The organism is Serratia sp. root2 (assembly GCF_031931805.1).
In the GTDB taxonomy this organism is placed as follows: domain Bacteria; phylum Pseudomonadota; class Gammaproteobacteria; order Enterobacterales; family Enterobacteriaceae; genus Serratia; species Serratia inhibens.
Genome location: NZ_JAUJXB010000008.1, coordinates 59,143 through 82,753, shown reverse-complemented (window position 1 = coordinate 82,753; position 23,611 = coordinate 59,143). Strand labels below are relative to the sequence as shown.

Genomic DNA, 23,611 nt, shown 5'->3' with positions numbered 1-23,611 from the left:
CTGGCCTGTAAGGTACAGTGCCCGGTTCCGCTCAGCCAGCATATCAGGATTTGAATTGGTTGTTAATTCGTTCACATAAAAGCAACATTAAATCTTTGCTGAATCGTTGAGTACAGAGTAATCGGCTGCAACGCAGGCTAGCCGGGCTCGTAGGCCCGGCTGCGGGAAACGGAAATCCAGCTTTAAGAGCACAACACGATACCCTTTCATTTGCAATGGTTATTGAGTGCGAATATCAAAGATTGGGAACGACAGGCACAAAAAAACCGCCGTTAAGGCGGTTCTGTTGTTCCGTTCGGTGTTAGCAGGCACCTCATGGATTTCTTACATCGTTAAAGAACGATACAAGCGCTACCGAGCCAAAACATTGTGCGCAACGATGATTAAAAAATCAACAAAAAGAATGTCTGAAAATTCATTTCAACGTAATATTTAGCCGGGTCTGTTCTGCCGGTTTAGCAGTCGGTCATCGGGCTTGAGAACAGCGCTGCAACTACTGCGATACAGGCGCTACCGGGCGCTTGTTCCGCCGGGATTTTTCCGGTGAAGTCGCGGTGGTCGTGGTTCCACAAGGATCGCGCAATGAAAGGGAGTTCTTTGTTTATCCTGCTCATTGTACTGGGATCGGCGTTTGGCGTGAGCAAAGGCGGTTGGTCGGTTAACGGCAACAGCCTCACGTTGAACGTGATATTCCAGAACAAGTAAGCTACTGGCCGCTCATTGAGCGGCCTTTTACCTGAATGCCATCCATAAAAAAACGGCCCCTTTTCAGGAGCCGTTCGTTAACCGGTCAAACCAGCAGAATTACTTCTTCTTGGCTTTCGGGTTTGGCAGATCGGTGATGCTGCCTTCGAAGATCTCTGCCGCCAAGCCTACGGATTCGTGCAGGGTTGGGTGAGCATGGATAGTCAGTGCGATGTCTTCTGCGTCGCAACCCATCTCGATAGCCAGACCGATTTCGCCCAGCAGCTCACCGCCGTTGGTGCCGACAATCGCGCCACCGATGATACGGTGAGTTTCTTTGTCGAAGATCAGTTTGGTCATGCCGTCTGCACAATCGGAAGCGATAGCACGGCCGGAAGCTGCCCACGGGAAGGTGGACGTTTCGTAGCTGATGCCTTTCTCTTTCGCTTCTTTCTCGGTCAGACCCACCCATGCAACTTCCGGCTCGGTGTAAGCGATTGATGGGATCACTTTCGGGTCGAAATAGTGCTTCATACCGGCGATAACTTCCGCGGCAACGTGGCCTTCATGCACGCCTTTGTGCGCCAGCATCGGTTGACCGACGATGTCGCCGATAGCGAAGATGTGCGGCACGTTGGTGCGCAGCTGTTTGTCGACGCGGATAAAGCCACGCTCGTCAACTTCCACACCGGCTTTGCCCGCTTCCAGCAGTTTGCCGTTCGGCACACGGCCGATAGCCACCAGCACCGCGTCGTAACGCTGTGGTTCTGCAGGCGCTTTTTTACCTTCCATAGTGACGTAGATGCCGTCTTCTTTGGCTTCTACCGCAGTCACTTTGGTTTCCAGCATCAGGTTGAACTGCTTGCTGATACGTTTGGTGAAGACTTTCACCACGTCTTTGTCGGCAGCCGGGATCACCTGGTCAAACATCTCGACCACGTCGATCTGTGAACCCAACGCATGGTATACGGTACCCATTTCCAGGCCGATAATACCGCCGCCCATCACCAGCAGACGTTCTGGGACGGTTTTCAGTTCCAGCGCATCGGTAGAGTCCCACACGCGCGGGTCTTCATGAGGAATGAATGGCAGTTGGATCGGACGGGAGCCTGCGGCAATGATGGCGTTGTCGAAGTTAATGGTAGTAGGACCATTTTCGCCTTCAACGACCAGGGTGTTAGCGCCGGTGAACTTGCCCAGACCGTTAACGACTTTAACTTTACGGCCCTTAGCCATGCCAGCCAGACCACCGGTCAGCTGATTGATGACTTTTTCTTTCCAGACGCGCACTTTGTCGATGTCGGTTTTCGGCTCACCGAAAACGATGCCGTGCTCGGCCAGCGCTTTGGCTTCTTCGATCACTTTGGCAACGTGCAGCAGTGCTTTGGAAGGGATACATCCCACATTCAGGCAAACCCCGCCCAGCGTGGAATAACGTTCAACCAGAACGGTTTCAAGACCTAAGTCAGCGCAACGAAAGGCAGCAGAGTAACCTGCCGGGCCCGCCCCAAGTACCACGACCTGAGTTTTAATTTCAGTACTCATCATGACCTCTTAATTGATTGTCCGGCGGGTCAGACGTCATTTTTATTGCTAATCGATCTCATAACGCCCTTCATCCACCGGGACGCTTACACCGCGAGCAGTTTACAGAATTGTTAATAATCTGCAAAGCGCGTTCGAAGTGACCCGTGTCTCAACAATTTTGTCGAGTCATGCAAAATCCGACAAAACTGCTACTGAAGTAGTAAGGGCGCAGCATGCTGCGCCCTTTTTTCATTACATCACCAGACGGCGGATGTCAGCCAGCATGTTGTTGATGATGGTGATAAAGCGCGCACCATCTGCACCATCAATAACACGGTGGTCGAAGGAGAGCGACATTGGCATCATCAGACGCGGCACGAACTCTTTACCGTTCCAGACTGGCTCCATTGCAGACTTGGAGACGCCCAGGATAGCCACTTCCGGCGCATTAACAATCGGCGCGAAGTGAGTTGTCCCGATACCGCCCAGGCTGGAGATGGTGAAACACCCACCCTGCATTTCGCCTGCGGTCAGCTTGCCGTCACGCGCTTTTTTGGAGATGGCCATCAGTTCGCGGGACAGTTCGGTGATGCTTTTCTTGTTCACATCTTTGAACACCGGAACGACCAGGCCATTTGGCGTATCGACCGCCACACCCACGTTGATGTATTTTTTCAGCGTCAGCTTCTGGCCATCTTCGGACAGAGAGCTGTTGAAGCGCGGCATCTGCTCCAGAGCGGCTGCGACAGCCTTCATGATGAACACCACAGGGGTGAACTTCACATCCAGCTTACGTTTGGCAGCTTCGTCGTTCTGTTGCTTACGGAACGCTTCCAGATCGGTGATATCGGTTTTGTCGAAGTGAGTCACGTGCGGGATCATCACCCAGTTGCGGCTCAGGTTGGCACCCGAAATCTTCTGGATGCGGCCCAGTTCGACTTCTTCGATCTCACCGAACTTGCTGAAGTCCACTTTCGGCCATGGCAGCATGCCTGGCAGACCGCCACCGGCAGCAGCAGCCGGGGCCGCTTCCGCACGTTTGACCGCGTCTTTCACGTAAGTCTGGACATCTTCGCGCAGGATGCGGCCTTTACGACCGGTGCCTTTCACTTTCGCCAGGTTTACGCCGAATTCACGCGCCAAACGACGGATGACCGGGGTTGCGTGCACATAAGCGTCGTTCTCTGCGAACTCGCCTTTGCTTTCCGCTTTGGCAGCCGGAGCCGCCGCAGTGGCTTCCTGCTTGGCCGGAGCCGGTGCAGCTTCTGCTTTCTGGGCCGGAGCGGCAGCGGGTGCCGCACCTTCAACTTCGAACACCATGATCAGGGAGCCGGTTTTCACTTTGTCGCCGGCGCTGATTTTGATTTCTTTCACGGTACCTGCAAACGGCGCCGGCACTTCCATAGAAGCCTTGTCACCTTCAACGGTGATCAGCGACTGCTCAGCGGCAACTTTGTCGCCCACTTTCACCATCACTTCGGTCACTTCTACTTCATCGCCGCCGATGTCCGGCACGGCAACGTCTTTGGCAGCGGCGGCAGCCGGTGCGGCTGGGGCCGCAGGGGCTTCAACCGCAGCCGGGGCGGCAGCAGAAGCTGCGCCGGCCACTTCGAAGACCATGATCAGGGAACCGGTTTTCACTTTGTCGCCGGCGCCGATTTTGATCTCTTTCACGGTGCCCGCGAACGGTGCAGGGACTTCCATTGAAGCCTTGTCGCCTTCCACGGTGATCAGGGACTGCTCGGCTTCCACCTTGTCGCCCACTTTCACCAGGATCTCGGTCACTTCAACTTCGTCGGCACCGATGTCCGGTACCGCAACGTCTTTGGCAGCAGCGGCAGCCGGTGCAGCAGCAGGTGCTGCGGCCGGTTTTTCTTCCGCTTTGGCGGCTGGTGCGGCAGCTGCCGCACCTTCTGCTTCAAAGATCATCAGCAGTTTGCCGGTTTCGGTTTTATCACCGACGGAAACCTTGATCTCTTTCACCACGCCCGCTTGCGGGGACGGGACTTCCATGGAAGCTTTGTCACCTTCAACGGTGATCAGCGATTGTTCAGCTTCAACTTTATCGCCCACTTTCACCAGAATTTCGGTGATTTCCACTTCGTCTGCACCGATGTCCGGCACCTTGATTTCGATAGACATTCTTCTGTACCTCTTATGCCAGACGCGGGTTGACTTTTTCTGGGTTGATGTCGAATTTCTTAATCGCATCAGCTACCACAGAAGCTTCGATTTCACCGCGTTTAGCCAGTTCACCCAGAGCAGCAACCACAACGTAAGAAGCATCAACTTCAAAGTGGTGGCGCAGGTTTTCGCGGCTGTCTGAACGACCGAAGCCGTCAGTACCCAGAACGCGATAATCGCTGGCTGGAACGTAAGTACGAACCTGTTCTGCGAACAGCTTCATGTAGTCGGTAGACGCAACCGCAGGCGCATCGTTCATCACCTGAGCGATGTAAGGCACGCGTGGGGTTTCGGTTGGGTGCAGCATGTTCCAACGCTCACAATCCTGGCCATCGCGCGCCAGTTCGGTGAAGGAAGTCACGCTGTAGATGTCAGAACCCACGCCGTAGTCTTTCGCCAGGATCTGCGAAGCTTCGCGCACGTGACGCAGAATGGAACCTGAACCCAGCAACTGCACTTTGCCTTTGCTGCCTTCCAGAGTTTCCAGCTTGTAGATACCTTTACGGATACCTTCTTCTGCACCCTGCGGCATGGCCGGCATGTGGTAGTTTTCGTTCAGCGTCGTGATGTAGTAGTAGACGTTTTCCTGCGCGTCGCCGTACATGCGGACCAGGCCGTCATGCATGATTACAGCCACTTCGTACGCATAAGCCGGATCGTAAGAGATACAGTTAGGAATAGTCAGAGACTGAATGTGGCTGTGGCCGTCTTCGTGCTGCAGACCTTCGCCGTTCAGGGTAGTACGGCCTGAAGTCCCGCCGATCAGGAAGCCACGCGCCTGTTGGTCGCCCGCTGCCCAGCACAGGTCACCGATACGCTGGAAACCGAACATCGAATAGTAGATGTAGAACGGAATCATTGGCAGATCGTTGGTGCTGTAGGAAGTCGCTGCGGCCAGCCATGAAGAAGCTGCGCCCAGTTCGTTGATGCCTTCCTGCAGGATCTGGCCTTTCTCGTCTTCTTTGTAGTAAGCAACCTGCTCACGGTCCTGCGGAGTGTACTGCTGGCCGTTCGGGCTGTAGATACCGATCTGACGGAACAGACCTTCCATACCGAAGGTACGGGCTTCGTCGGCGATGATTGGCACCAGGCGATCTTTGATCGACTTGTTCTTCAGCATCACGTTCAGGGCACGTACGAAAGCGATAGTGGTGGAGATTTCTTTGTTCTGCTCTTCCAGCAATGAGCTGAAGTCTTCCAGAGCCGGCATTTCCAGCTTCTGGGTGAAGGCAGGCAGACGAGTCGGCACATAACCTTTCAGCGCCTGACGGCGTTCGTGCAGGTATTTGTACTCGTCAGACTCTTTCTCGAAGGTGATGTACGGCAGTTTTTCGATGTCAGCATCGGCAACCGGCACGTTGAAACGATCGCGGAAGTGGTGAACCCCTTCCATGTTCATTTTCTTCACCTGGTGAGCAATGTTTTTACCTTCCGCAGTTTCACCCATGCCGTAACCTTTGATGGTATGGGCCAGGATAACGGTTGGTTTGCCTTGGGTGTCCTGCGCTTTTTTCAGTGCGGCAAAGACTTTCTTCGGATCGTGACCACCACGGTTCAGCGCCCAGATTTCGTCGTCGGTCATGTCTTTGACCAGAGCAGCGGTTTCCGGGAAGCGGCCGAAGAAGTGCTCGCGTACGTAAGCGCCGTCTTTGGATTTGAAGGTCTGGTAGTCGCCGTCCAGGGTTTCGTTCATCAGCTGGATCAGTTTGCCGCTGGTGTCTTTACGCAGCAGTTCATCCCAACGTCCGCCCCAAATCACTTTCAGAACCTGCCAGCCTGCACCGGCGAAGATGCCTTCCAGCTCGTTGATGATCTTGCCGTTACCGGTGACCGGGCCGTCCAGACGCTGCAGGTTGCAGTTGATGACGAAGACCAGGTTGTCCAGTTTCTCGCGGGTAGCGATGGTGATCGCGCCCTTGGATTCAGGTTCGTCCATCTCGCCGTCGCCCAGGAAGGCGTAAACGGTTTGAGCAGAGGTGTTCTTCAGGCCACGGTGTTCCAGGTATTTCAGGAATTTAGCTTGATAGATGGCGCTGATTGGGCCCAGGCCCATGGAAACGGTCGGGAACTGCCAGAATTCCGGCATCAGTTTCGGATGCGGGTAAGAAGACAGGCCTTTGCCGTGAACTTCCTGACGGAAGTTGTTCATTTGGTCTTCGGTCAGGCGGCCTTCAAGGAAGGCACGTGCGTAAACGCCTGGAGAGATGTGGCCCTGGAAGTAAACCAGATCGCCGCCGTCTTGCTCGTTGCGCGCACGGAAGAAGTGGTTGAAGCAGACTTCATAGAAGGTCGCGGAAGACTGGAAGGAAGCCATGTGGCCGCCCAGGTCCAGATCTTTCTTGGAAGCACGCAGAACGGTCATTACCGCATTCCAGCGGATTGCTGAACGGATTCGACGTTCCAGATCCAGGTTGCCTGGGTAAGCAGGTTCGTCTTCCACCGCGATGGTGTTGACGTAGTTGTTGGCAGCAGCACCGGCTGCAACGCTAACACCGCCTTTACGGGCTTCACCCAATACCTGATCAATCAGAAACTGAGCTCGCTCAACACCCTCTTCACGGATGACCGATTCGATCGCCTGCAGCCAGTCGCGGGTTTCGATCGGATCCACGTCATTGTTTAAACGTTCTGACATGGTGGTATTCCTTATCTGTCTAATGGTTTGTTTGGAGCCTGTCTTCCTGTGTTCTGAAGCAAAACACACGAAGACAGGCCCATCAGTTTAGTTGCCGCTTAAATGCTTAAATAAGCATTCCGAACGTAAACCCCGCAGGCTGGTGTACCCTGAAGAGAACCGTTCTTAATCCTTGCGTTGCTGGAGACGCCGCAGCGATCTCTCGCGCCGGGTATGTTCCCGGCTGAGATCCAGCAATATTTCCTCGATAAACGCCAAATGGCGGTGCGAAGCTTCGCGGGCCCTTTCCGGCTCGCGTGCCACAATCGCCTCAAAAATCCCGGCGCGGTGGCTGCTCACTTTTGCCAACATCTCACGGCGCGAGTAGAGCAATTCAAAGTTCTGACGCACGTTCTGTTCCAGCATCGGTCCCATACAGCGTAACAGGTGCAGTAACACAACGTTGTGGGCAGCTTCGGTCACGGCGATTTGGTATTGCATGACCGCGTCGGCTTCGGCGTCGAGATCGCCGCTGTCCTGGGCCTGCTGAATCACAATATGGCAATCGCGGATGCGCGCCAGATCTTCGTCGGTCCCGCGCAGCGCCGCATAATAGGCAGCGATGCCTTCGAGAGCATGACGAGTTTCCAACAGATCGAATTGTGATTCAGGATGGTCGGCCAGCAGTTCAGCCAGCGGATCGCTGAAGCTCTGCCACAGATTAGTTTGTACAAAGGTGCCGCCGCCCTGACGGCGCAGGAGCAGCCCTTTAGCTTCCAGGCGCTGGATGGCCTCTCTCAGAGAAGGACGGGAAACATCAAATTGTTTCGCCAGCTCGCGCTCCGGTGGCAACTTTTCGCCTGGACGCAACGTTCCCTCGAGGATCAGGTGTTCGAGCTGCTGCTCGATAACGTCTGACAACTTGGGTTGGCGGATTTTGCTGTAGGCCATGGGTGAATTCTTCTCTGCGAATGGCGCGGAGTCAATTGGTAATACCAATTTCAAAAACGTGACGGTAAAGTAACAAAGTATTCACCTCGTGTCCATATGGGCCTCGTTCGAAATCATGATTCCCCGCACATTTTAACACCTCGATATCAGGTCTGCTGCACACCGATAACTGAGGGTTGGTAATACCATTTACGAGGTAGATTTCTGATTTAACGTTTGCGAAACCTCCCGTCAGGAAGACTGAAGCGTCAAAGACAGAATTTTATTGCATGTTTATGAAGCTTTAACGAATAGCTATTTGCATCCTGTACCCGGCATCAAGCTGATTACTATTTCACCACCACCAATGATTCATATCTAAGTTATTTCTGCGCATTATGTGATTTGCTGCTTATTTCGTGCATTGAATCCCCCCTGTCGTCACACAACCCGCATTTTGTTTCCTAAACTGCTGAAATCTTAATCACTCACAGAATAAAGCAGGTGCAAACTGGCGCGCATAACATTATTCTTTTCCAAACGGTAGCGGCTCCGTGGAATTAATAGCTATAACGCCGTAAATAAAACAAAACACACATCGTAACCACTGCTTTACAGCATGTGAGTATTTTGCAACGACAGAGGGTTTCATTGATGGATGGTCAACAGCAAGGCGACCAGCTGAAGCGCGGCCTGAAAAACCGCCATATTCAGCTTATAGCCCTAGGTGGCGCAATTGGTACCGGGCTGTTTCTCGGTATCGCTCAAACAATAAAAATGGCCGGCCCGTCGGTCATTCTCGGCTATGCCATTGGCGGGTTCATCGCGTTTCTGATTATGCGCCAACTGGGGGAAATGGTGGTGGAAGAGCCGGTTGCCGGTTCCTTCAGCCATTTCGCCTATAAATACTGGGGTAACTTCGCCGGCTTCGCTTCCGGCTGGAACTACTGGGTGCTGTACGTGCTGGTGGCGATGGCGGAACTGACCGCGGTCGGCATCTATGTTCAGTACTGGTGGCCGGAAATCCCGACCTGGGTATCCGCCGCGGTATTCTTCCTGGCCATTAACGCCATCAACCTGGCCAATGTGAAGGTGTATGGCGAGATGGAGTTCTGGTTCGCCATTATCAAGGTGGTGGCGATTATCGGCATGATCGTGTTCGGCGCCTACCTGCTGTTCAGCGGCATGGGCGGCCCGGAAGCCACCGTAACCAATCTGTGGGCACAGGGCGGGTTCTTCCCGAACGGCATCATGGGGCTGGTGATGGCGATGGCGGTGATCATGTTCTCGTTCGGCGGTCTGGAGCTGGTGGGCATCACCGCAGCCGAAGCCGATAACCCGCAGAAAAGTATTCCTAAAGCCACCAACCAGGTGATCTACCGTATTCTGATTTTCTATATCGGCTCACTGACCATTCTGCTGTCGCTGTACCCGTGGGGCAAAGTGGTTGAAGGCGGCAGCCCGTTCGTGCTGATCTTCCACGCGCTGAACAGCAACGTGGTGGCAACGGTTCTGAACATTGTGGTGCTGACCGCAGCGCTGTCGGTCTATAACAGCTGCGTTTACTGCAACAGCCGCATGCTGTACGGCCTGGCGCAACAGGGCAACGGCCCGAAAAGCCTGCTGAAAGTCGACGGCCGCGGCGTGCCGGTGATCGCCATCGGCGTATCCGCCATTGCCACCGCCTTCTGCGTGCTGATCAACTACCTGATCCCAGGGCGTGCCTTCGAGCTGCTGATGGCGCTGGTGGTATCGGCGCTGGTGATCAACTGGGCGATGATCAGCCTGGCGCACCTGAAGTTCCGCGCGGCCAAGAACCGTGAAGGCGTAGAGCCGAAGTTCAAGGCATTCTGGTATCCGTTCAGCAACTACCTGTGCCTGGCGTTTATGGCCGGTATTCTGGTGATCATGTACCTGACGCCGGGCATTCAAATCTCGGTGCTGCTGATCCCGGTATGGGTGGCGGTTCTGGCCATCGGCTACGTCATCAAACAGCGCAGCCAGCGTGCGGCAAGTACCGTCGGCCGCTGATAAACCGCGTTGAAATCAACTTGGCCCGCAAATGCGGGCCATTTTATTGCCCTTCAATTTTGCCAACTGGCTCACAGTTTCCTCGCCACGCCCGGTTTGTCCATCTCTACAACCAATAGTTTCTGATAACTCGCCGCCTGCCGGGACAATAATCGTTGCCACTCAGTCAGATCCTGCCGCCACGGAGAAAATGTCCATGAAGAGCAATGCCCTATCGATAAAAGAAAAGATTGGCTATGGCATGGGAGATGCCGGCTGCAACATGATTGGCGGAGCGATTATGTTGTTTCTCAATTATTTCTATACCGACATCTTTGGATTGACTCCGGCGTTGGTCGGCATTCTGCTGCTCTCGGTTCGGGTGCTGGATGCGGTAACCGATCCTATTATGGGTGCCATCGCCGATCGTACCCAAAGCCGCTGGGGGCGTTTTCGTCCCTGGTTGCTGTGGGTATCCCTGCCCTATGTATTATTCAGCGTGTTGATGTTTACCACGCCGGAATGGAGCTACAACAGCAAGGTCGTCTATGCCTTCGCCACTTACTTCTTGATGTCGCTGACTTACACCGCCATCAACATTCCCTACTGTTCATTAGGCGGCGTAATCACCGCCGATCCGCAAGAGCGGGTATCCTGCCAGTCATACCGTTTTATTCTGGTCGGCATTGCGACGCTCATCCTCTCGCTAACCCTGTTACCGATGGCCGAATGGTTTGGCGGCGCCGACAAGGCGCGTGGCTATCAGATGGCGATGGGCGTGCTGGCGCTGATCGCCCTGTTCATGTTTCTGTTCTGCTTTGCCACGGTCAAAGAGCGCATACGCCCGGCCGTGCCGACCCACGACGCGCTCAAGTCCGATCTGAAAGACGTGTGGAAAAATGATCAATGGGTACGCATTCTGTTGCTGACCTTTTGCAACGTTTGCCCCGGTTTTATCCGCATGGCGGCAACCATGTATTACGTGACCTACGTCATGCAGCAGTCAACCTCATTCGCCAGCCTGTTTATCGCGCTGGGTGTAGTCGGCATGATGATCGGCAGCGCATTGGCGAAACCGCTGACCGATCGCTTCTGCAAACTGAAAGTGTTCTTTTGGACCAATATCGTGCTGGCGGCGTTTTCCTGTGGTTTTTACTTCCTCAACCCTCAGTTGACCTCATTAATCGTGGTCGCCTATTTCCTGCTGAATATCTTGCATCAGATCCCCTCACCGCTGCACTGGTCGTTAATGGCCGACGTGGACGACTATGGCGAGTGGAAAACCGGCAAGCGCATCACCGGCATCAGCTTCTCCGGCAATCTGTTCTTCCTGAAAGTCGGGCTGGCGGTAGCAGGTGCCATGGTCGGCTTCCTGATGTCGTATTCCGGCTATCAGGCGGATGCGGCCAGCCAAAGCGCCAGCGCACTCAACAGCATTGTGTTGCTGTTCACCGTGATCCCAGGTATTGGCTATCTGATCACCGCCGGCGTAGTGCGCCTGCTGAAGGTCGATCGCCAACTGATGCAGCAGATTCAGATCGATCTGGAAAAGCGCCGGGTCAATTACCAGGAGCTGGCCGACTATCGTGAGCAGCAGCTAGAAACCAAACACCCGTAAGGAGCGCGCAATGCGAGACTACCCTAACCCTTTTATTGAACAGCGGGCCGATCCGTTTGTTTTGCGCCACAGCGATGGCTATTACTATTTCACCGCCTCGGTGCCGGAATATGATCGCCTGGAGCTTCGCCGGGCGCGCAGCCTCAACGAACTGCCGCAGGCCACGGCAACGGTAGTCTGGCGAAAGCCGCAGCAAGGGCCGATGAGCGCGCTGATCTGGGCGCCGGAACTGCACTTTATCGACGGCAAGTGGTATTTGTATTTTGCCGCCGCCCACAGCCCCGACATTGCGGATGGCCTGTTTCAGCATCGCATGTTTGCGCTGGAATGCAGCGCAGACAATCCGTTAACCGGGGAATGGACAGAAAAAGGCAGAATATACAGCCACATCGACAGTTTCTCCCTCGACGCCACCCATTTTGAGCATCGCGGGAAACACTATTATTTATGGGCGCAAAAAGATCCGGCCATCAGCGGCAACTCCAACCTGTACCTGGCGGAGATGGAAAATCCGTGGACGTTAAAGGGCAAGCCGGTGCTGCTCAGCAAGCCGGAGCTCCCCTGGGAAATCGTGGGTTTCGAGGTGAATGAAGGACCTGCAGTGATGACTCATGGCCAACGGATATTTATCAGCTACTCCGCCAGCGCCACCGATGAAAATTACTGCATCGGGCTGCTCTGGGCCGATATCGACAGTGACATCACCGACGCAGCCCAATGGCACAAGGCCAGCCAACCGATATTCCGCACCAGCGCCAAAAACCGCCAATTCGGCCCCGGACACAACAGCTTTACCCTCGACGAGCAGGGCCGGGATCTGTTGGTTTACCATGCGCGCAATTACACGGAAATCGAAGGCGATCCACTCTATGACCCCAATCGTCATACGCGGATTAAGCCGATAGCGTGGAATGAAGAAGGCATGCCGGTATTGGGTGAACCACCGGCGGATAATCGCTAGTAGAGTAAAAGGGGCTCAGCACGCTGAGCCCCTTCTTGATCAAGGCTTATTACGCAGCTTCTTCACCTGCTCGGCAGTGATATCGCCCGGCAACCCGCCCCAGGTGACACGCAGATAGTTCACCAGTTCGGCGACCTGCGCATCATCCAGCCGCGCACCAAAGGCCGGCATGCTCTGCATGCTTTCACCGTTGGGGAACTGCTGCGCCGGCAAACCGTCCAGCACTGAAACAATCAGGTTTTTAGCGTCCGGCTGGCGCAGCGTAGCGTTATCGCGCATCGCGACCGCCACATGCGGTTTACCCTCGCCTTCACGTGCATGGCAACCGGAACACTGATCCAGATAGCTGATGCGCCCGGCATCGCTGCCCTGCCCCACTTTTACCGGTACCGCGGCCGGCGGCTGCTCACCCATCAGATAGGTAGCCAACGCCTGATGGTCTTCCGGCGTCAAATGGCGAGTACTGAGATCCACCACCATATGCATTTCGCTGAAAGCACTGCCCTGCGGCGCAATGCCGGTAGCCAGGAAGCGGTTCAGGTCGTCCGGCGTCCAGCCGCGTTGCGCCAACCCGTGCGGGGTAATGTCCGGCGCCATAAAACGTCCCAGCTCGCCGCCCTGCATCGGTTTCCCGAGATCCATCTGGCCCAGCATGCCGCGTGGCGTATGGCATTCCCCGCAATGGCCCAGCGTATCCGCCAGATAACGGCCACGTTGCCACTGTGCCGAAGCCCCCTGCGAACTGGCCGGCAAAGGATCCTGATTGCGGAACAACAGGTTCCAGCCAATCAACGCCATACGTTGGTTGAACGGGAACGGCATGGCGTTTTCCGGAATGGCCACGTCCACCGCCGGGCGCGTCATCAAATAGGCATAAATATCATCGGCATCCTGCCGCGAAATCCCTTTATACGAGGTATAAGGCATCGCCGGGTACAGATGGCGCCCGCCCGGTGCCACGCCCTGGGTCAACGCCAGGAAGAAGTCGTCTTTGGTCCAGCGGCCAATGCCGTGGTCGGCCGACGGCGTCAGGTTGCTGCCATAAATTGTGCCGAACGGCGTATCCAACGGATAGCCGCCCGCCAAAGGTGCGCCGCCGCTGGCGGTATGGCAGGCTGCGCAGTCGGCGGCCTGGGCCAGATAGCGCCCCCGGACGATTTGTTCGGAGCTGGCGGTCACCTGCTGCACCGGACCTTCGTAGCGGCGGTTTTCCCGCCACCACAGCAGGGCGATAACGATAATCGCCACCAGCAGAATCAACAGTGCGAGACGTTTTTTCATCGCGCCGTCTCCTTCACCAGGCCCGGCGTCTTCAGCACCACGTCGCGCACCGCTTCGTAGTAACGCACATAGCCGGTACAGCGGCAGATATGGCTGTCCAGCGCCTGCTCGATGGCGCTTTCCAGCCGATCGCGCGCAATGGGTTCACGTTTGAGCTTTTCAACAAAAATGGTGGCGGCGTTGACGAAGCCCGGCGTGCAGTAGCCGCACTGGAAGCTGTAATGTTCGAGAAAGGCCTGCTGGATCGGTGAAAGCTCGACGACATCGCCTTGCTCATCCACCTTGGCGTGCCCTTCTACGGTACGCACTTTCTTGCCGCTGAAAAAGTGCGCGCCGGTAATGCAGGTGCGCACTTCCTCACTGGTGCCGCTCGGGTGATCGACAATCGCCACGCAGGCGTGACAGATGCCCTGCCCGCAGCCCAGGCGCGAACCGGTCAGATCGAGATATTCATGCAGGAAGTCGATCATCATCAGCCCTTCCGGCACCTCGATCGGGCCATACTGCTTATCGTTGACGGTCAGGGAGATCGGCTGGGTTTTAATGCTCATTGTAATACCTCACGAATATTTTCTGCACGGACGGGCAAATCACGGAAACGGTGGCCAGTGGCATGGGCGATGGCGTTAACCAACGCGGCGACCACCGGGATCATCACCACTTCGGCCATGCCTTTTGGCGGGTCGGTTTCCGACAGCGCGGGCAGGATGTCACCGGTCTGCTTCCAGACCGCCACATCGCTGGCACGCGGCAGATGGTAACGGTTAAAGTTCCAGGTGCCGTTACCCGGCCCGTCTTCGTACAAGGGTAAATATTCGTGCAACGCATGGCCGATACCCATCGCCAGCCCGCCCTGCAACTGGCCTGAAACCAGTTCCGGCACAATCAGGTTGCCGCACTCCATGATCGAATGATGGTTAAGCAGTTCCACCTGACCGGTGGCGATATCCACCGCCACTTCGGCCAACGTGCCTACGGCGCTGTAATAGGTCACCGCCGCGTTATTGCGCTGGGTCGGCGGATAATAGACCTGGGTGCGCGGCAGCGTTTTGAACTCGCCATTGGCATTGCGTACCGCCAAACCGTCGATCGGCAGGCGCTCGCCGTTATCGCTCAGCGTGAAATCCGCCTCCGCCCACTGCCAGCGGTTGAACACGTGCACCGCTGCACCGGTGATACCGCCCATCTGGTAGGCTTTTTTCGCCAATATCTCCAGGCTCAACACCGCCATGCCGGCGGCAGTCAGCCCGCCTTCTACCCAGCGCGCATCTTCTCTGCGCACCACCAGCGGCGCCGCCTGGCCACCGCCGATACCCGCCTGCCACAGCGCCATCGCCGCCGGCCACAGGCCGTGGTTGAATATCAGCCGGGCCGCTTCGCGCGTGCTGTGGGAAAAGTAATACGCCGAGTTGCTGGCGCTGGACGGCGAACAGTAGCTTGGCGTCCAGGCTGGGTTGGTTTGCAACTGATCCTGCTCGGCCTGCGACATGATGTAAGGATCGCCGCTGGTGATCATCGGCAACACTGACCAGTCGGTCACCGAAAAGTGCGCCTCATCCGCCGGTTTGCCCAACCACTGCGCGCACAGCACCGACTGTGAAGTCGACATGCCGGTCCCCATCTCTGCGCCGCTGTGATGCAGCATGATACGCCCGTCTTCCCCCAGCTCGACGCGCGCAAAGGAGGTTTCCGCGCCGGTGCCGAAGTCTTTTTGCACGCAACCGAAGCCGACGCCGTAGCGTTTGCCCGGATGCCGGCTCTCAAACTCTGCCTTGCGCTGGGCACGTTGCAGCCACATCTCGTGCTTTGCCGCCTTCTCCAGCACTTCATCGGCACGAATAGCGCCTGCAGGAATAGCGCCCTGGGTGTTTTTCATCCCGGACTTCAGTACGTTGCGCAAACGGAATTCGATCGGGTCGATCTTCAGTTCGGCAGCCAGTTCATCCACCATCATCTCAGTGGCGGCCATGCTTTGCAGCGTGCCGTAGCCGCGTGCCGAACCGGCGTCGATAGCACGCGAAGCCAATCCCACCGCAGACAAATCGCTTTTCGGGAAGTAGTAAATCGACTGCGCCGCCGTCGCCGCCACCATCACCACCGACGGCGTAAAGTTGCTGCGGCCACCACCGTCTGCCGTCATCTCACCGTGGAACGATTGCAGTACGCCGGTTTGGCGGTTGACCGCAATGCGGTAATTCATGTCGAAGGCGTGACGTTTCAGCGCCGTCTGGAACTGCTCGAAGCGGTCATTGGCCAGCCGCACCGGGTGCCCGTCGCCATACATCGCCGCCACTGCGCCGTAATAGGGGAAGTTATAGTGATCTTTCGAACCGTAACCGACGGTGTAGCAAGGGTGCAAAATCAGCTGTTTCACCGCAGGATTGCGTTTGGCCAGCATACGCGGCATTTCGTCGGCCACCTCTTGCGGCGACTGGGTCGGCACCACCAGATGCAGGGTTTGCGTCGCTTCATCGAACCAGCCGTTGGCGTTGTCCGGCTCCAGAGCCGAGGTGTCGACAGACTGAGTGGTATAGCGCCGCGACAGCACCAGCCAATCATCCGGCGGCGTTTGCAGCTCTGCGGCAATCACCCCGGCATAATGCATGCCTTCCTGATCCAGCTTGCCGCCTTCGCGGCCTTCCGGCCAGACCGGCAGGTGTTTCTTCATCGATACCGGGAAAATCGGCGTGTCTTTCAGGCTGGAGAAACGATCGTCATCGAACGGCTGGTCGCCGCCCACCCGCACATAGCGGAAGGTGCCCCAGGGATCGCGCTCCAGCGGGCCAGTCTCGGCACCGTATTTGAGGGGATCTTCACGGAATTTCAGCTTGTCCTTGGCGAAGCGGAAGCGGGCAAAGTCGTGATAAATCAGGATCGCCACCGCTTGCCCCAGGTAGGCCGGCGTCTTGCCTACGGGCAGCAGCATGTCGTCGCCATAAAACGCTGGGAAAGCCAGGCCGTCGCGTGCCAAATCTTCCGCCGTCACCAGACGATCCGGCTGCAGATCATCTCCCAACAACGAGAGGTCAAGGCCCGCAAACAACCTGTCAGCCTTGGTCACGCGCAGAATAAAGGCGTGCGCCTGCTTTTGTGGCCAGTGCGGCATATCGACCGCGCGGATATCGCGGGCGAACACCTTCTGCCCCATCACCTTGGCACGGCCGTCAATACGGAAGCGTACGCGTTTCTCATGGGCGTCCCAGTTAGGCGCCTGAAGAATCTTTTGTTCAAACAGCGCGGCGTAGGCGCGGCTGTAGAGGGGCGCGAGGTAGACGGACACCCCCGCTATCACGGCGCTTTTGATAAAGCGACGCCGTGACGGGTTAAAATTGCTCATAAAAAGTCCTTCACATCTTTATTGTTGTTTTGTGTTCGCGGTGTTGTTGCGCAAACGCTGACGACCTTGCCGTAGACGTCATAAGCATATGCTTATAACCAAAATTATGTGATGATTAACATCCTGTTTTCAACAAAAACACATATCAAAAACACGCATTGGCGGTAAGGTAATCAATAGTTGCGCAAATTCGGGCTGAGCAGATGACAACAGGCATAGTGATCGCCGCCGCCGGGCGTGGGGAACGTTTCTCGCAGGCCGGTGGCAAAGGCAACAAATTAAACGCTGAGTTTGCGGATGAGACGGGTCGCCGGCGCCCGTTGTTTGAACATACCTTGCGCCAGGTATTGGCCTCCGGTTTGCCGGTGTGGGTCGTCACCCGGCCGGATAACCGGTGGGTACAGCAGGTTTGCGCCGCGTATCAGGTGCCGGTCACGCTGATCGCCAGCGCAGGTCTCGGGGATTCGATTGCCGCCGGCGTTGGCGCTACGCCGCACTGGCAAGGCTGGTTGATCCATCTGGCGGATATGCCGTTCGTCACACCCGACATCTTTCGCCTGGTCGCCGATGCGCTGCAGCATCATGCGATAGCTCGCCCCTGCTTCGGCCAACGGCCTGGCCACCCGGTCGGCTTTTCCGCTCCATTGCGCAAGAGGCTTTGCCTGTTGCGCGGTGATAATGGCGCACGCGAGCTGCTGCGAGGGGAAGCGGTTTATCTGTTGCCGCTTGATCGGGCAAGCGTCGTGCAGGATATTGATCTTCCGTCACAGCTACCGGCCAGCGAGTAAAATCATCTATGCAGCATCTTGATATCACCGTAATCAGCCAGGCGATAAGCTGGCTGAAACAGCAGCCGGTGTGGCTGTGTACCGTACTGAATACTTACGGCTCCTCACCACGCTCGCCCGGTGCCTTGTTGGCGGCAACCCAGAGCGGGGACTACTGCGGTTCGCTGTCTGGTGGCTGCGTGGAAGAGGATTTTCTGCGGCGCGTGGCGGCCGGGGAATATCAGGCGGCCAGCCAGGTGATCCGCTACGGTGAAGGCGGTCTGGAGCCGAACGTGGCGTTGCCCTGCGGCGGCGTGCTCGACGTACTGATTGAATGCCTTCCCGCCGGTGACGGCAGCATAGGCTACCTGACAAAAATCGCCGGCGCGCTGGACGGACATCACGCGTTGGTCAAACGCCTGATCTTACCTGATGCCTGCCACAGCCTGGAACTGACCGACTTCGCCAGCGCCACCCAGGTGGAGCGCAATGGGCAACAAATCACTTTGAATATCGCCGCTGCACCGCGCTTACTGATTGCCGGGTTGTCGAGCGTGGCATTGTATTGCGCCGATTTCGCCAGTTCGTTGGGGTTCGAAGTGCTGGTGTGTGAAAATCGCCCGGAGGCGCTGGATAATTTCGCCCCCCTGCTCAGACCCGGCGTGACGCTGCTGCGCCAGTTCCCGGCCAAGTTTATTGAAGGTGGCGGATGCCACGCCAATACCGCCATTGTGGCGCTGACTCACGACCCGCGGATGGACGATCTGACGCTGATGGAAGCCATACACACCCCGGCGTTTTACATCGGCGCCATGGGTTCGCTGCGCAACAGCGCACGCCGCCGCCAGCGCCTGCAGCAGATTGCCGAGTTCAGCCCACAAGAGCTGGAGCGTATTCATGCACCGATCGGGTTACCGCTCGGCAGTAAAACGCCGGCGGAAATCGCCCTGGCGGTGATGGCCGATATCGTGCAACAGAAAAATCGCACGGCAGCCCGGCCTTTCAGTCCAGAGGAATTACGGGCACCAGGTGCTGAAGTTCCAGATGCAGCTCCTCCCGCTCATTGAGCGAATATCTGAACAACGTCAGGTCTGCCCCTTCCCGCCGGGCCAGGCCTAGCTCCGGCAATACCTGAGTGTATATCTGCACCACGTGGTCGTTCAGCGCCACCGGTTTGCCGGAATAACAAAAGCGGCAAAAATCGCCGTGGATATCCGGCAGCGGCTCCAGCTCGGGAATGGCATCGACCGAACTGTCCGCCTCAACACCGAGCGCATAATCCACCCTGACCCGTTCCCCATCCGGCCTCAAATGGGTCAGCGCGTAGATCAACGACGGACGGCCGCCAAGCAGCTTGTAGAAATTCTCTTTGATTCCGCTGCGCAGGTGCAGATGCGATTTATCCAGATGCTCGATATCCAGGTGATAGGCGTAACTTTTCCCTCTGAGGAGATACTGGCCTTTATCAACGGTGACACGTTCGACCTTAATATCGCCAGGCTGACCGGCGGACAGCGAACGCACCAGATGGCTGAAGTCCTGCTTGCGGGCATGGCGGTAGACGCTGGGGGATTCGGCAAAGTGCTTTTTGAAACAGCGTGAAAAGGTTTGTTGATTATCAAATTGATATTCTACGGAAATATCAAGAATGCTCTTGCGCGTGAAACGCAAAGCGAAAGCGGCCAGATACAAACGTCGTGCGCGAATATACGACGCCAGCGTCAGCCCGGTCTGCTTCTTGAAAAGCCGCTGCAGATACCATTTCGAGTAGCCTGATTTGGCGGATACGATATCCAATGACAGCGGATTAGTCAGATTGTCTTCAATCCAGACCAGCAGATCCCTGATGTGATTTTCCTGCGTTCCCATTTGCTTGCCGAACCTTCTGTTACAAATATGCCTTTGTGCACGTTTTACTGCTTTGCGCGTAGGGTATACAGGTTAAAACAAGGCGTCCAGCGGGCTACAGGACTTTACACAAGCTGGGATTCAGTCTGAAAGTTGCCGCCCCTGTCGGACGGCAACTGTTTTTGAAGGGTTATTTCACGCAGCGTGTACACTGGCCGGCCTGGATCTTCTGGAAGAAGTCATTGCCTTTGTCATCCACCAGAATAAACGCCGGGAAATCTTCCACTTCGATTTTCCAGATCGCTTCCATCCCCAGTTCCGGGTATTCCACACAGGTCAGGCTCTTGATGCTTTGCTGTGCCAGTACCGCAGCCGGGCCGCCGATGCTACCAAGATAGAAACCGCCGTGTTTGTTGCAGGCATCCGTAACCTGCTGGCTGCGGTTCCCCTTCGCCAGCATGATCATGCTGCCGCCGTGGGATTGCAGCAAATCGACGTAAGAATCCATGCGCCCGGCGGTGGTCGGCCCCAACGAACCCGAGGCGTAACCGTCCGGCGTTTTGGCCGGGCCGGCGTAGTAAATCGGGTGATCCTTAACGTACTGCGGCAAACCTTCGCCGCGATCCAACCGCTCTTTCAGCTTGGCGTGCGCGATGTCGCGGCCAACGATGATGGTGCCGCTCAGTGACAGACGGGTCGATACCGGGTACTGCGACAGCTGCTTGAGAATATCGACCATCGGGCGGTTGAGGTCGATCTTGATCGCCTCGCCCTCTCCGGCCTGACGCAGCTCCTGCGGGATAAATTTGCCCGGATTGTGCTCCAGCTTCTCGAGCCAAATACCGTCGCGGTTGATTTTGCCCTTGATGTTGCGGTCAGCGGAACAGGAAACGCCCATGCCGACCGGGCAAGATGCGCCGTGGCGCGGCAAACGCACCACGCGGATATCGTGCGCAAAGTATTTACCGCCAAATTGCGCGCCCAGCCCCAGATTTTGCGCTTCTTTCAGCAGCTCTTCTTCCAGCGCCACATCGCGGAACGCCTGGCCGTGTTCGTTGCCTTCGGTCGGCAGACCATCGTAGTACTTGGTCGACGCCAGCTTGACGGTTTTCAGCGTGGCTTCAGCCGAGGTACCGCCAATGACAAATGCCACGTGGTACGGCGGGCAGGCCGCGGTGCCCAGCGTGCGCATTTTATCGACCAGGTAATCTTTCAGCTTGCCCGGCGACAGCAGCGCCTTGGTTTCCTGATACAGATAGGTTTTGTTGGCCGAACCGCCGCCCTTGGCGACGCACAGAAACTTGTATTCTTCGCCGTCCACGCTGTAGAGATCTATCTGCGCCGGCAGATTGCTGCCGGTGTTGACCTCTTTGTACATGTCCAGCGCGGCGTTTTGCGAATAGCGCAGGTTGTCTTCGATAAAGGTGTTGTATACCCCGCGCGACAGCGCTTCTTCATCGCCGCCGCCGGTCCAGACGCGCTGGCCCTTTTTCCCCATGATGATCGCGGTGCCGGTGTCCTGGCAGGTTGGCAAAATACCCTTGGCGGCGATTTCTGAGTTACGCAGAAATTGCAGCGCAACGTACTTATCGTTTTCGCTGGCGTCCGGATCGTCAAGGATATCGGCAACCTGCTGTTGGTGCGCCGGGCGCAGCATGAACGAAGCGTCATGGAAAGCATGCTGGGCGAGCAAGGTTAACGCTTCGGGGGCAACTTTCAGGATTTCCTGGCCTTCAAACTCACTCACAGAAACGTGATCGCGGCTCAGCAGATAGTATTCGGTATCGTCTTTCTTCAGCGGGAACGGATCTTGATAATGGAACGGTTTATTCGACATTGATCTCTCACTTGCAACATCAGCTGCGTTAAATTCACACTTACTCAGCATGCCCGGGGCAGGCTGCGGCAAAAAACTGCCCACACCTTACGTATTTTTAATCAGTCGGTTATTGCGCTGAATCGCATAATAACCTCTATGTTAGCAAGGTATTACTTCAGGTGGTTTTTTCCAACCTCATACGGCGAGCGCTGCGGGTACAGACTCAGCATGCACGCTTTATTATCCCGCAGTTAACACATTGATTACAATCCGTCAGAGACGATCGGGTTATCAATGCGGTGAAAAATCGCCCGTAACTCTACTTCTTATACCCAAAATAATTGGAGTTGCGTCACAACAAAACCAAGGGTTTTGTTGAACAGCGCTTGCGCTGGCCCCAACGGGGCGAGGCTTTGCCGAGTAACGCGGCAAGAGCGCTCATCCCGATGAGCTTACTCAAGTAAGTGATTCGGGTGAGTGAACGCAGCCAACACAGAGGCAGCTTCAAGAATGATGGGTATACGCTTGTTGCCAGCCGGTGCGCCTTTGCTTAAGCTAGCGGCAATGAACAAAGTAAGAATCCCCATTGCGCTGCAACAGGCGGTAATGCGCTGTCTGCGGGAAAAGCTTCAGCTGGCCCGCCAGCATTTTTCCGTCGAGTTTCCTGAACCCAAAGTCGTTTACCAGCAGCGCGGTACCACTGCGGGCACCGCCTGGCTGCAAGCCTGGGAAATCAGGCTGAATCCGGTGCTGTTAATGGAAAATCAACAACCGTTTATCGATGAAGTGGTGCCGCATGAGCTGGCGCACCTGCTGGTGTTCCGCCAGTTTGGCCGCGTACCGCCGCATGGCCGCGAATGGCGCCACATGATGGAAAATGTCTTGCGGGTGCCCGCCAGCCGCACCCACCAGTTTGAAATCGCCTCGGTGCAAAGCAAAACCTTCCCCTACCGGTGCGGTTGTCAGCAGCACCAGCTCACCGTGCGCCGTCATAATCGGGTGCTGCGCGGTGAAAGCGAATACCGCTGCCGCCAGTGTGGCGACAGACTGAGATTTATCGCTAGCGAAAACCCTTAACGAAACGATTTATACGTTAAAACAAGTAAATATCGCCATTTGCCACTGCCGTAAACTTCCGTTACCCTGCCTGCTTTTCCAATTTCGAGCTGTTTTGGAATATGCTTCGCAAAATTTTGTTTATGGTGGCTTTCATTGCAGGTGCCGCGCACGCCCACGGCATCAATAATTTCTCTCAGGCCAAGGCAGCGGCGGCCAGAATCAATCAGGACGCGCCCGGCTCATTTTATTGCGGATGCCGGATCGACTGGCAGGGTAAAAAAGGCATTCCTGACCTCAACAGCTGCGGCTATCAGGCGCGTAAAAACGCCCAGCGCGCGCAGCGCATCGAATGGGAACACGTGGTGCCGGCCTGGCAGTTCGGCCACCAGTTGCAATGCTGGCAGCAGGGCGGTCGCAAAAACTGCAATAAAGACGCTGCCTACCGCCAAATCGAAACCGATCTGCACAACCTGCAGCCGGCGATCGGGGAAGTGAACGGCGATCGCAATAACTTTATGTACAGCCAGTGGAAAGGCGGCGAAGGCCAGTACGGCCAATGCCCAATGAAAGTGGATTTCAAAAATAAGCAGGCTGAGCCGCCGGCCCGCGCCCGTGGCGCTATCGCTCGCACCTATTTCTATATGCGCGACCGTTACCAATTGCGGCTTTCACGCCAGCAAACCCAGCTGTTCGAGGTGTGGAACCGCCAATATCCGGTCAGCCAATGGGAATGCCTGCGCGAAGCACGCATCGCTAAGGTTCAGGGCAACCATAACAACTATATTCAGCAGGCTTGCCAGCAACGAAAAGGCTAACCTACTATATACCCGTCGCCTTTCAAGCCGCAGCGTTGTTACCTGCACTCGCTCACCCCAGTCACTTACTTAAGTAAGCTCCTGGGGATGAACGAGCTGGGCGCCTAGCTGCAACTCGAAATTCATAGGGTATAGCCTCTCTCTATCAAGCTGCCTA

The 23,611-nt window shown here is 56.1% G+C and carries 17 protein-coding genes; 8 read left to right on the top strand and 9 right to left on the bottom strand.

Annotated elements, in window-relative coordinates:
* The first annotated feature begins 582 nt into the window (after window positions 1–582).
* Window positions 583–705, top strand: coding sequence for a hypothetical protein (locus tag QZQ97_RS23125; protein ID WP_006327883.1), 123 nt, complete (start codon window positions 583–585; stop codon window positions 703–705).
* Window positions 706–804: 99 nt separating this feature from the next.
* On the opposite strand, the gene lpdA is transcribed toward QZQ97_RS23125, so the two are convergent.
* The 4 genes from lpdA to pdhR all read right to left on the bottom strand — a co-directional run bounded on the left by lpdA (window position 805) and on the right by pdhR (window position 7,960).
* Window positions 805–2,229, bottom strand: a complete 1,425-nt coding sequence (lpdA, locus tag QZQ97_RS23120) for a dihydrolipoyl dehydrogenase (RefSeq protein WP_004947933.1) — start codon at window positions 2,227–2,229, stop codon at window positions 805–807.
* A 234-nt stretch (window positions 2,230–2,463) separates the two neighbouring features.
* Window positions 2,464–4,353 (bottom strand): pyruvate dehydrogenase complex dihydrolipoyllysine-residue acetyltransferase, encoded by a 1,890-nt coding sequence (gene aceF, locus QZQ97_RS23115; RefSeq protein ID WP_311995337.1) that lies wholly within the window; start codon window positions 4,351–4,353, stop codon window positions 2,464–2,466.
* Window positions 4,354–4,366: 13 nt separating this feature from the next.
* A complete protein-coding gene (aceE, locus tag QZQ97_RS23110) occupies window positions 4,367–7,030 on the bottom strand; it encodes a pyruvate dehydrogenase (acetyl-transferring), homodimeric type (protein WP_311995336.1) in 2,664 nt (887 codons plus the stop codon).
* Window positions 7,031–7,195: 165 nt separating this feature from the next.
* The gene (pdhR, locus tag QZQ97_RS23105) at window positions 7,196–7,960 is read right to left on the bottom strand and encodes a pyruvate dehydrogenase complex transcriptional repressor PdhR (RefSeq protein WP_004947949.1); all 765 of its coding nucleotides are present in this window, start codon (window positions 7,958–7,960) and stop codon (window positions 7,196–7,198) included.
* A gap of 633 nt (window positions 7,961–8,593) precedes the next feature.
* Between pdhR and QZQ97_RS23100 the strand changes: the two genes are divergently transcribed.
* The 3 genes from QZQ97_RS23100 to QZQ97_RS23090 all read left to right on the top strand — a co-directional run bounded on the left by QZQ97_RS23100 (window position 8,594) and on the right by QZQ97_RS23090 (window position 12,528).
* Window positions 8,594–9,970, top strand: a complete 1,377-nt coding sequence (locus tag QZQ97_RS23100; protein ID WP_311995335.1) for an amino acid permease — start codon at window positions 8,594–8,596, stop codon at window positions 9,968–9,970.
* 196 nt (window positions 9,971–10,166) lie between these two features.
* Window positions 10,167–11,567 carry an MFS transporter gene (locus tag QZQ97_RS23095; protein ID WP_311995334.1) on the top strand — a complete coding sequence of 467 codons (1,401 nt, stop codon included), beginning with the start codon at window positions 10,167–10,169 and terminating at the stop codon, window positions 11,565–11,567.
* Between the two features lie 10 nt (window positions 11,568–11,577).
* The gene (locus tag QZQ97_RS23090; RefSeq protein WP_311995333.1) at window positions 11,578–12,528 is read left to right on the top strand and encodes a glycoside hydrolase family 43 protein; all 951 of its coding nucleotides are present in this window, start codon (window positions 11,578–11,580) and stop codon (window positions 12,526–12,528) included.
* A 39-nt stretch (window positions 12,529–12,567) separates the two neighbouring features.
* On the opposite strand, the gene QZQ97_RS23085 is transcribed toward QZQ97_RS23090, so the two are convergent.
* From QZQ97_RS23085 to QZQ97_RS23075, 3 genes are read right to left on the bottom strand one after another with little or no spacing between them, the layout of a single operon-like run.
* Complete coding sequence (locus QZQ97_RS23085; RefSeq protein ID WP_311995332.1) at window positions 12,568–13,809, bottom strand: cytochrome c; 1,242 nt, start codon at window positions 13,807–13,809, stop codon at window positions 12,568–12,570.
* Complete coding sequence (locus tag QZQ97_RS23080; protein ID WP_311995331.1) at window positions 13,806–14,360, bottom strand: (2Fe-2S)-binding protein; 555 nt, start codon at window positions 14,358–14,360, stop codon at window positions 13,806–13,808. Before QZQ97_RS23080 ends, QZQ97_RS23085 begins: the two co-directional genes overlap by 4 nt.
* Window positions 14,357–17,146 carry a xanthine dehydrogenase family protein molybdopterin-binding subunit gene (locus QZQ97_RS23075; protein WP_311995330.1) on the bottom strand — a complete coding sequence of 930 codons (2,790 nt, stop codon included), beginning with the start codon at window positions 17,144–17,146 and terminating at the stop codon, window positions 14,357–14,359. The genes QZQ97_RS23080 and QZQ97_RS23075 overlap by 4 nt, the downstream gene beginning before the upstream one ends.
* 203 nt (window positions 17,147–17,349) lie before the next feature.
* Here QZQ97_RS23075 and QZQ97_RS23070 point away from each other — a divergent pair, with 203 nt between their 5' ends.
* Both QZQ97_RS23070 and QZQ97_RS23065 read left to right on the top strand, forming a co-directional pair.
* A complete protein-coding gene (locus QZQ97_RS23070; RefSeq protein ID WP_311995329.1) occupies window positions 17,350–17,934 on the top strand; it encodes a nucleotidyltransferase family protein in 585 nt (194 codons plus the stop codon).
* Window positions 17,935–17,942: 8 nt separating this feature from the next.
* Window positions 17,943–18,980, top strand: coding sequence for an XdhC family protein (locus tag QZQ97_RS23065; RefSeq protein WP_311995328.1), 1,038 nt, complete (start codon window positions 17,943–17,945; stop codon window positions 18,978–18,980).
* Here the strand turns inward: QZQ97_RS23065 and QZQ97_RS23060 are convergent.
* Both QZQ97_RS23060 and fumA read right to left on the bottom strand, forming a co-directional pair.
* Window positions 18,916–19,782: a helix-turn-helix domain-containing protein gene (locus tag QZQ97_RS23060; protein ID WP_311995327.1), complete on the bottom strand. Its 867-nt coding sequence runs from the start codon at window positions 19,780–19,782 to the stop codon at window positions 18,916–18,918. The genes QZQ97_RS23065 and QZQ97_RS23060 overlap by 65 nt on opposite strands.
* A 169-nt stretch (window positions 19,783–19,951) precedes the next feature.
* A complete protein-coding gene (gene fumA, locus QZQ97_RS23055) occupies window positions 19,952–21,598 on the bottom strand; it encodes a class I fumarate hydratase FumA (RefSeq protein WP_311995326.1) in 1,647 nt (548 codons plus the stop codon).
* 546 nt (window positions 21,599–22,144) lie between these two features.
* Between fumA and QZQ97_RS23050 the strand changes: the two genes are divergently transcribed.
* Entirely contained in the window at window positions 22,145–22,657 is a 513-nt protein-coding gene (locus tag QZQ97_RS23050; protein WP_311995325.1) for a SprT family zinc-dependent metalloprotease, read from the top strand.
* A gap of 101 nt (window positions 22,658–22,758) precedes the next feature.
* Window positions 22,759–23,454, top strand: a complete 696-nt coding sequence (endA, locus tag QZQ97_RS23045; protein ID WP_311995324.1) for a deoxyribonuclease I — start codon at window positions 22,759–22,761, stop codon at window positions 23,452–23,454.
* The last annotated feature ends 157 nt before the right edge of the window (window positions 23,455–23,611 follow it).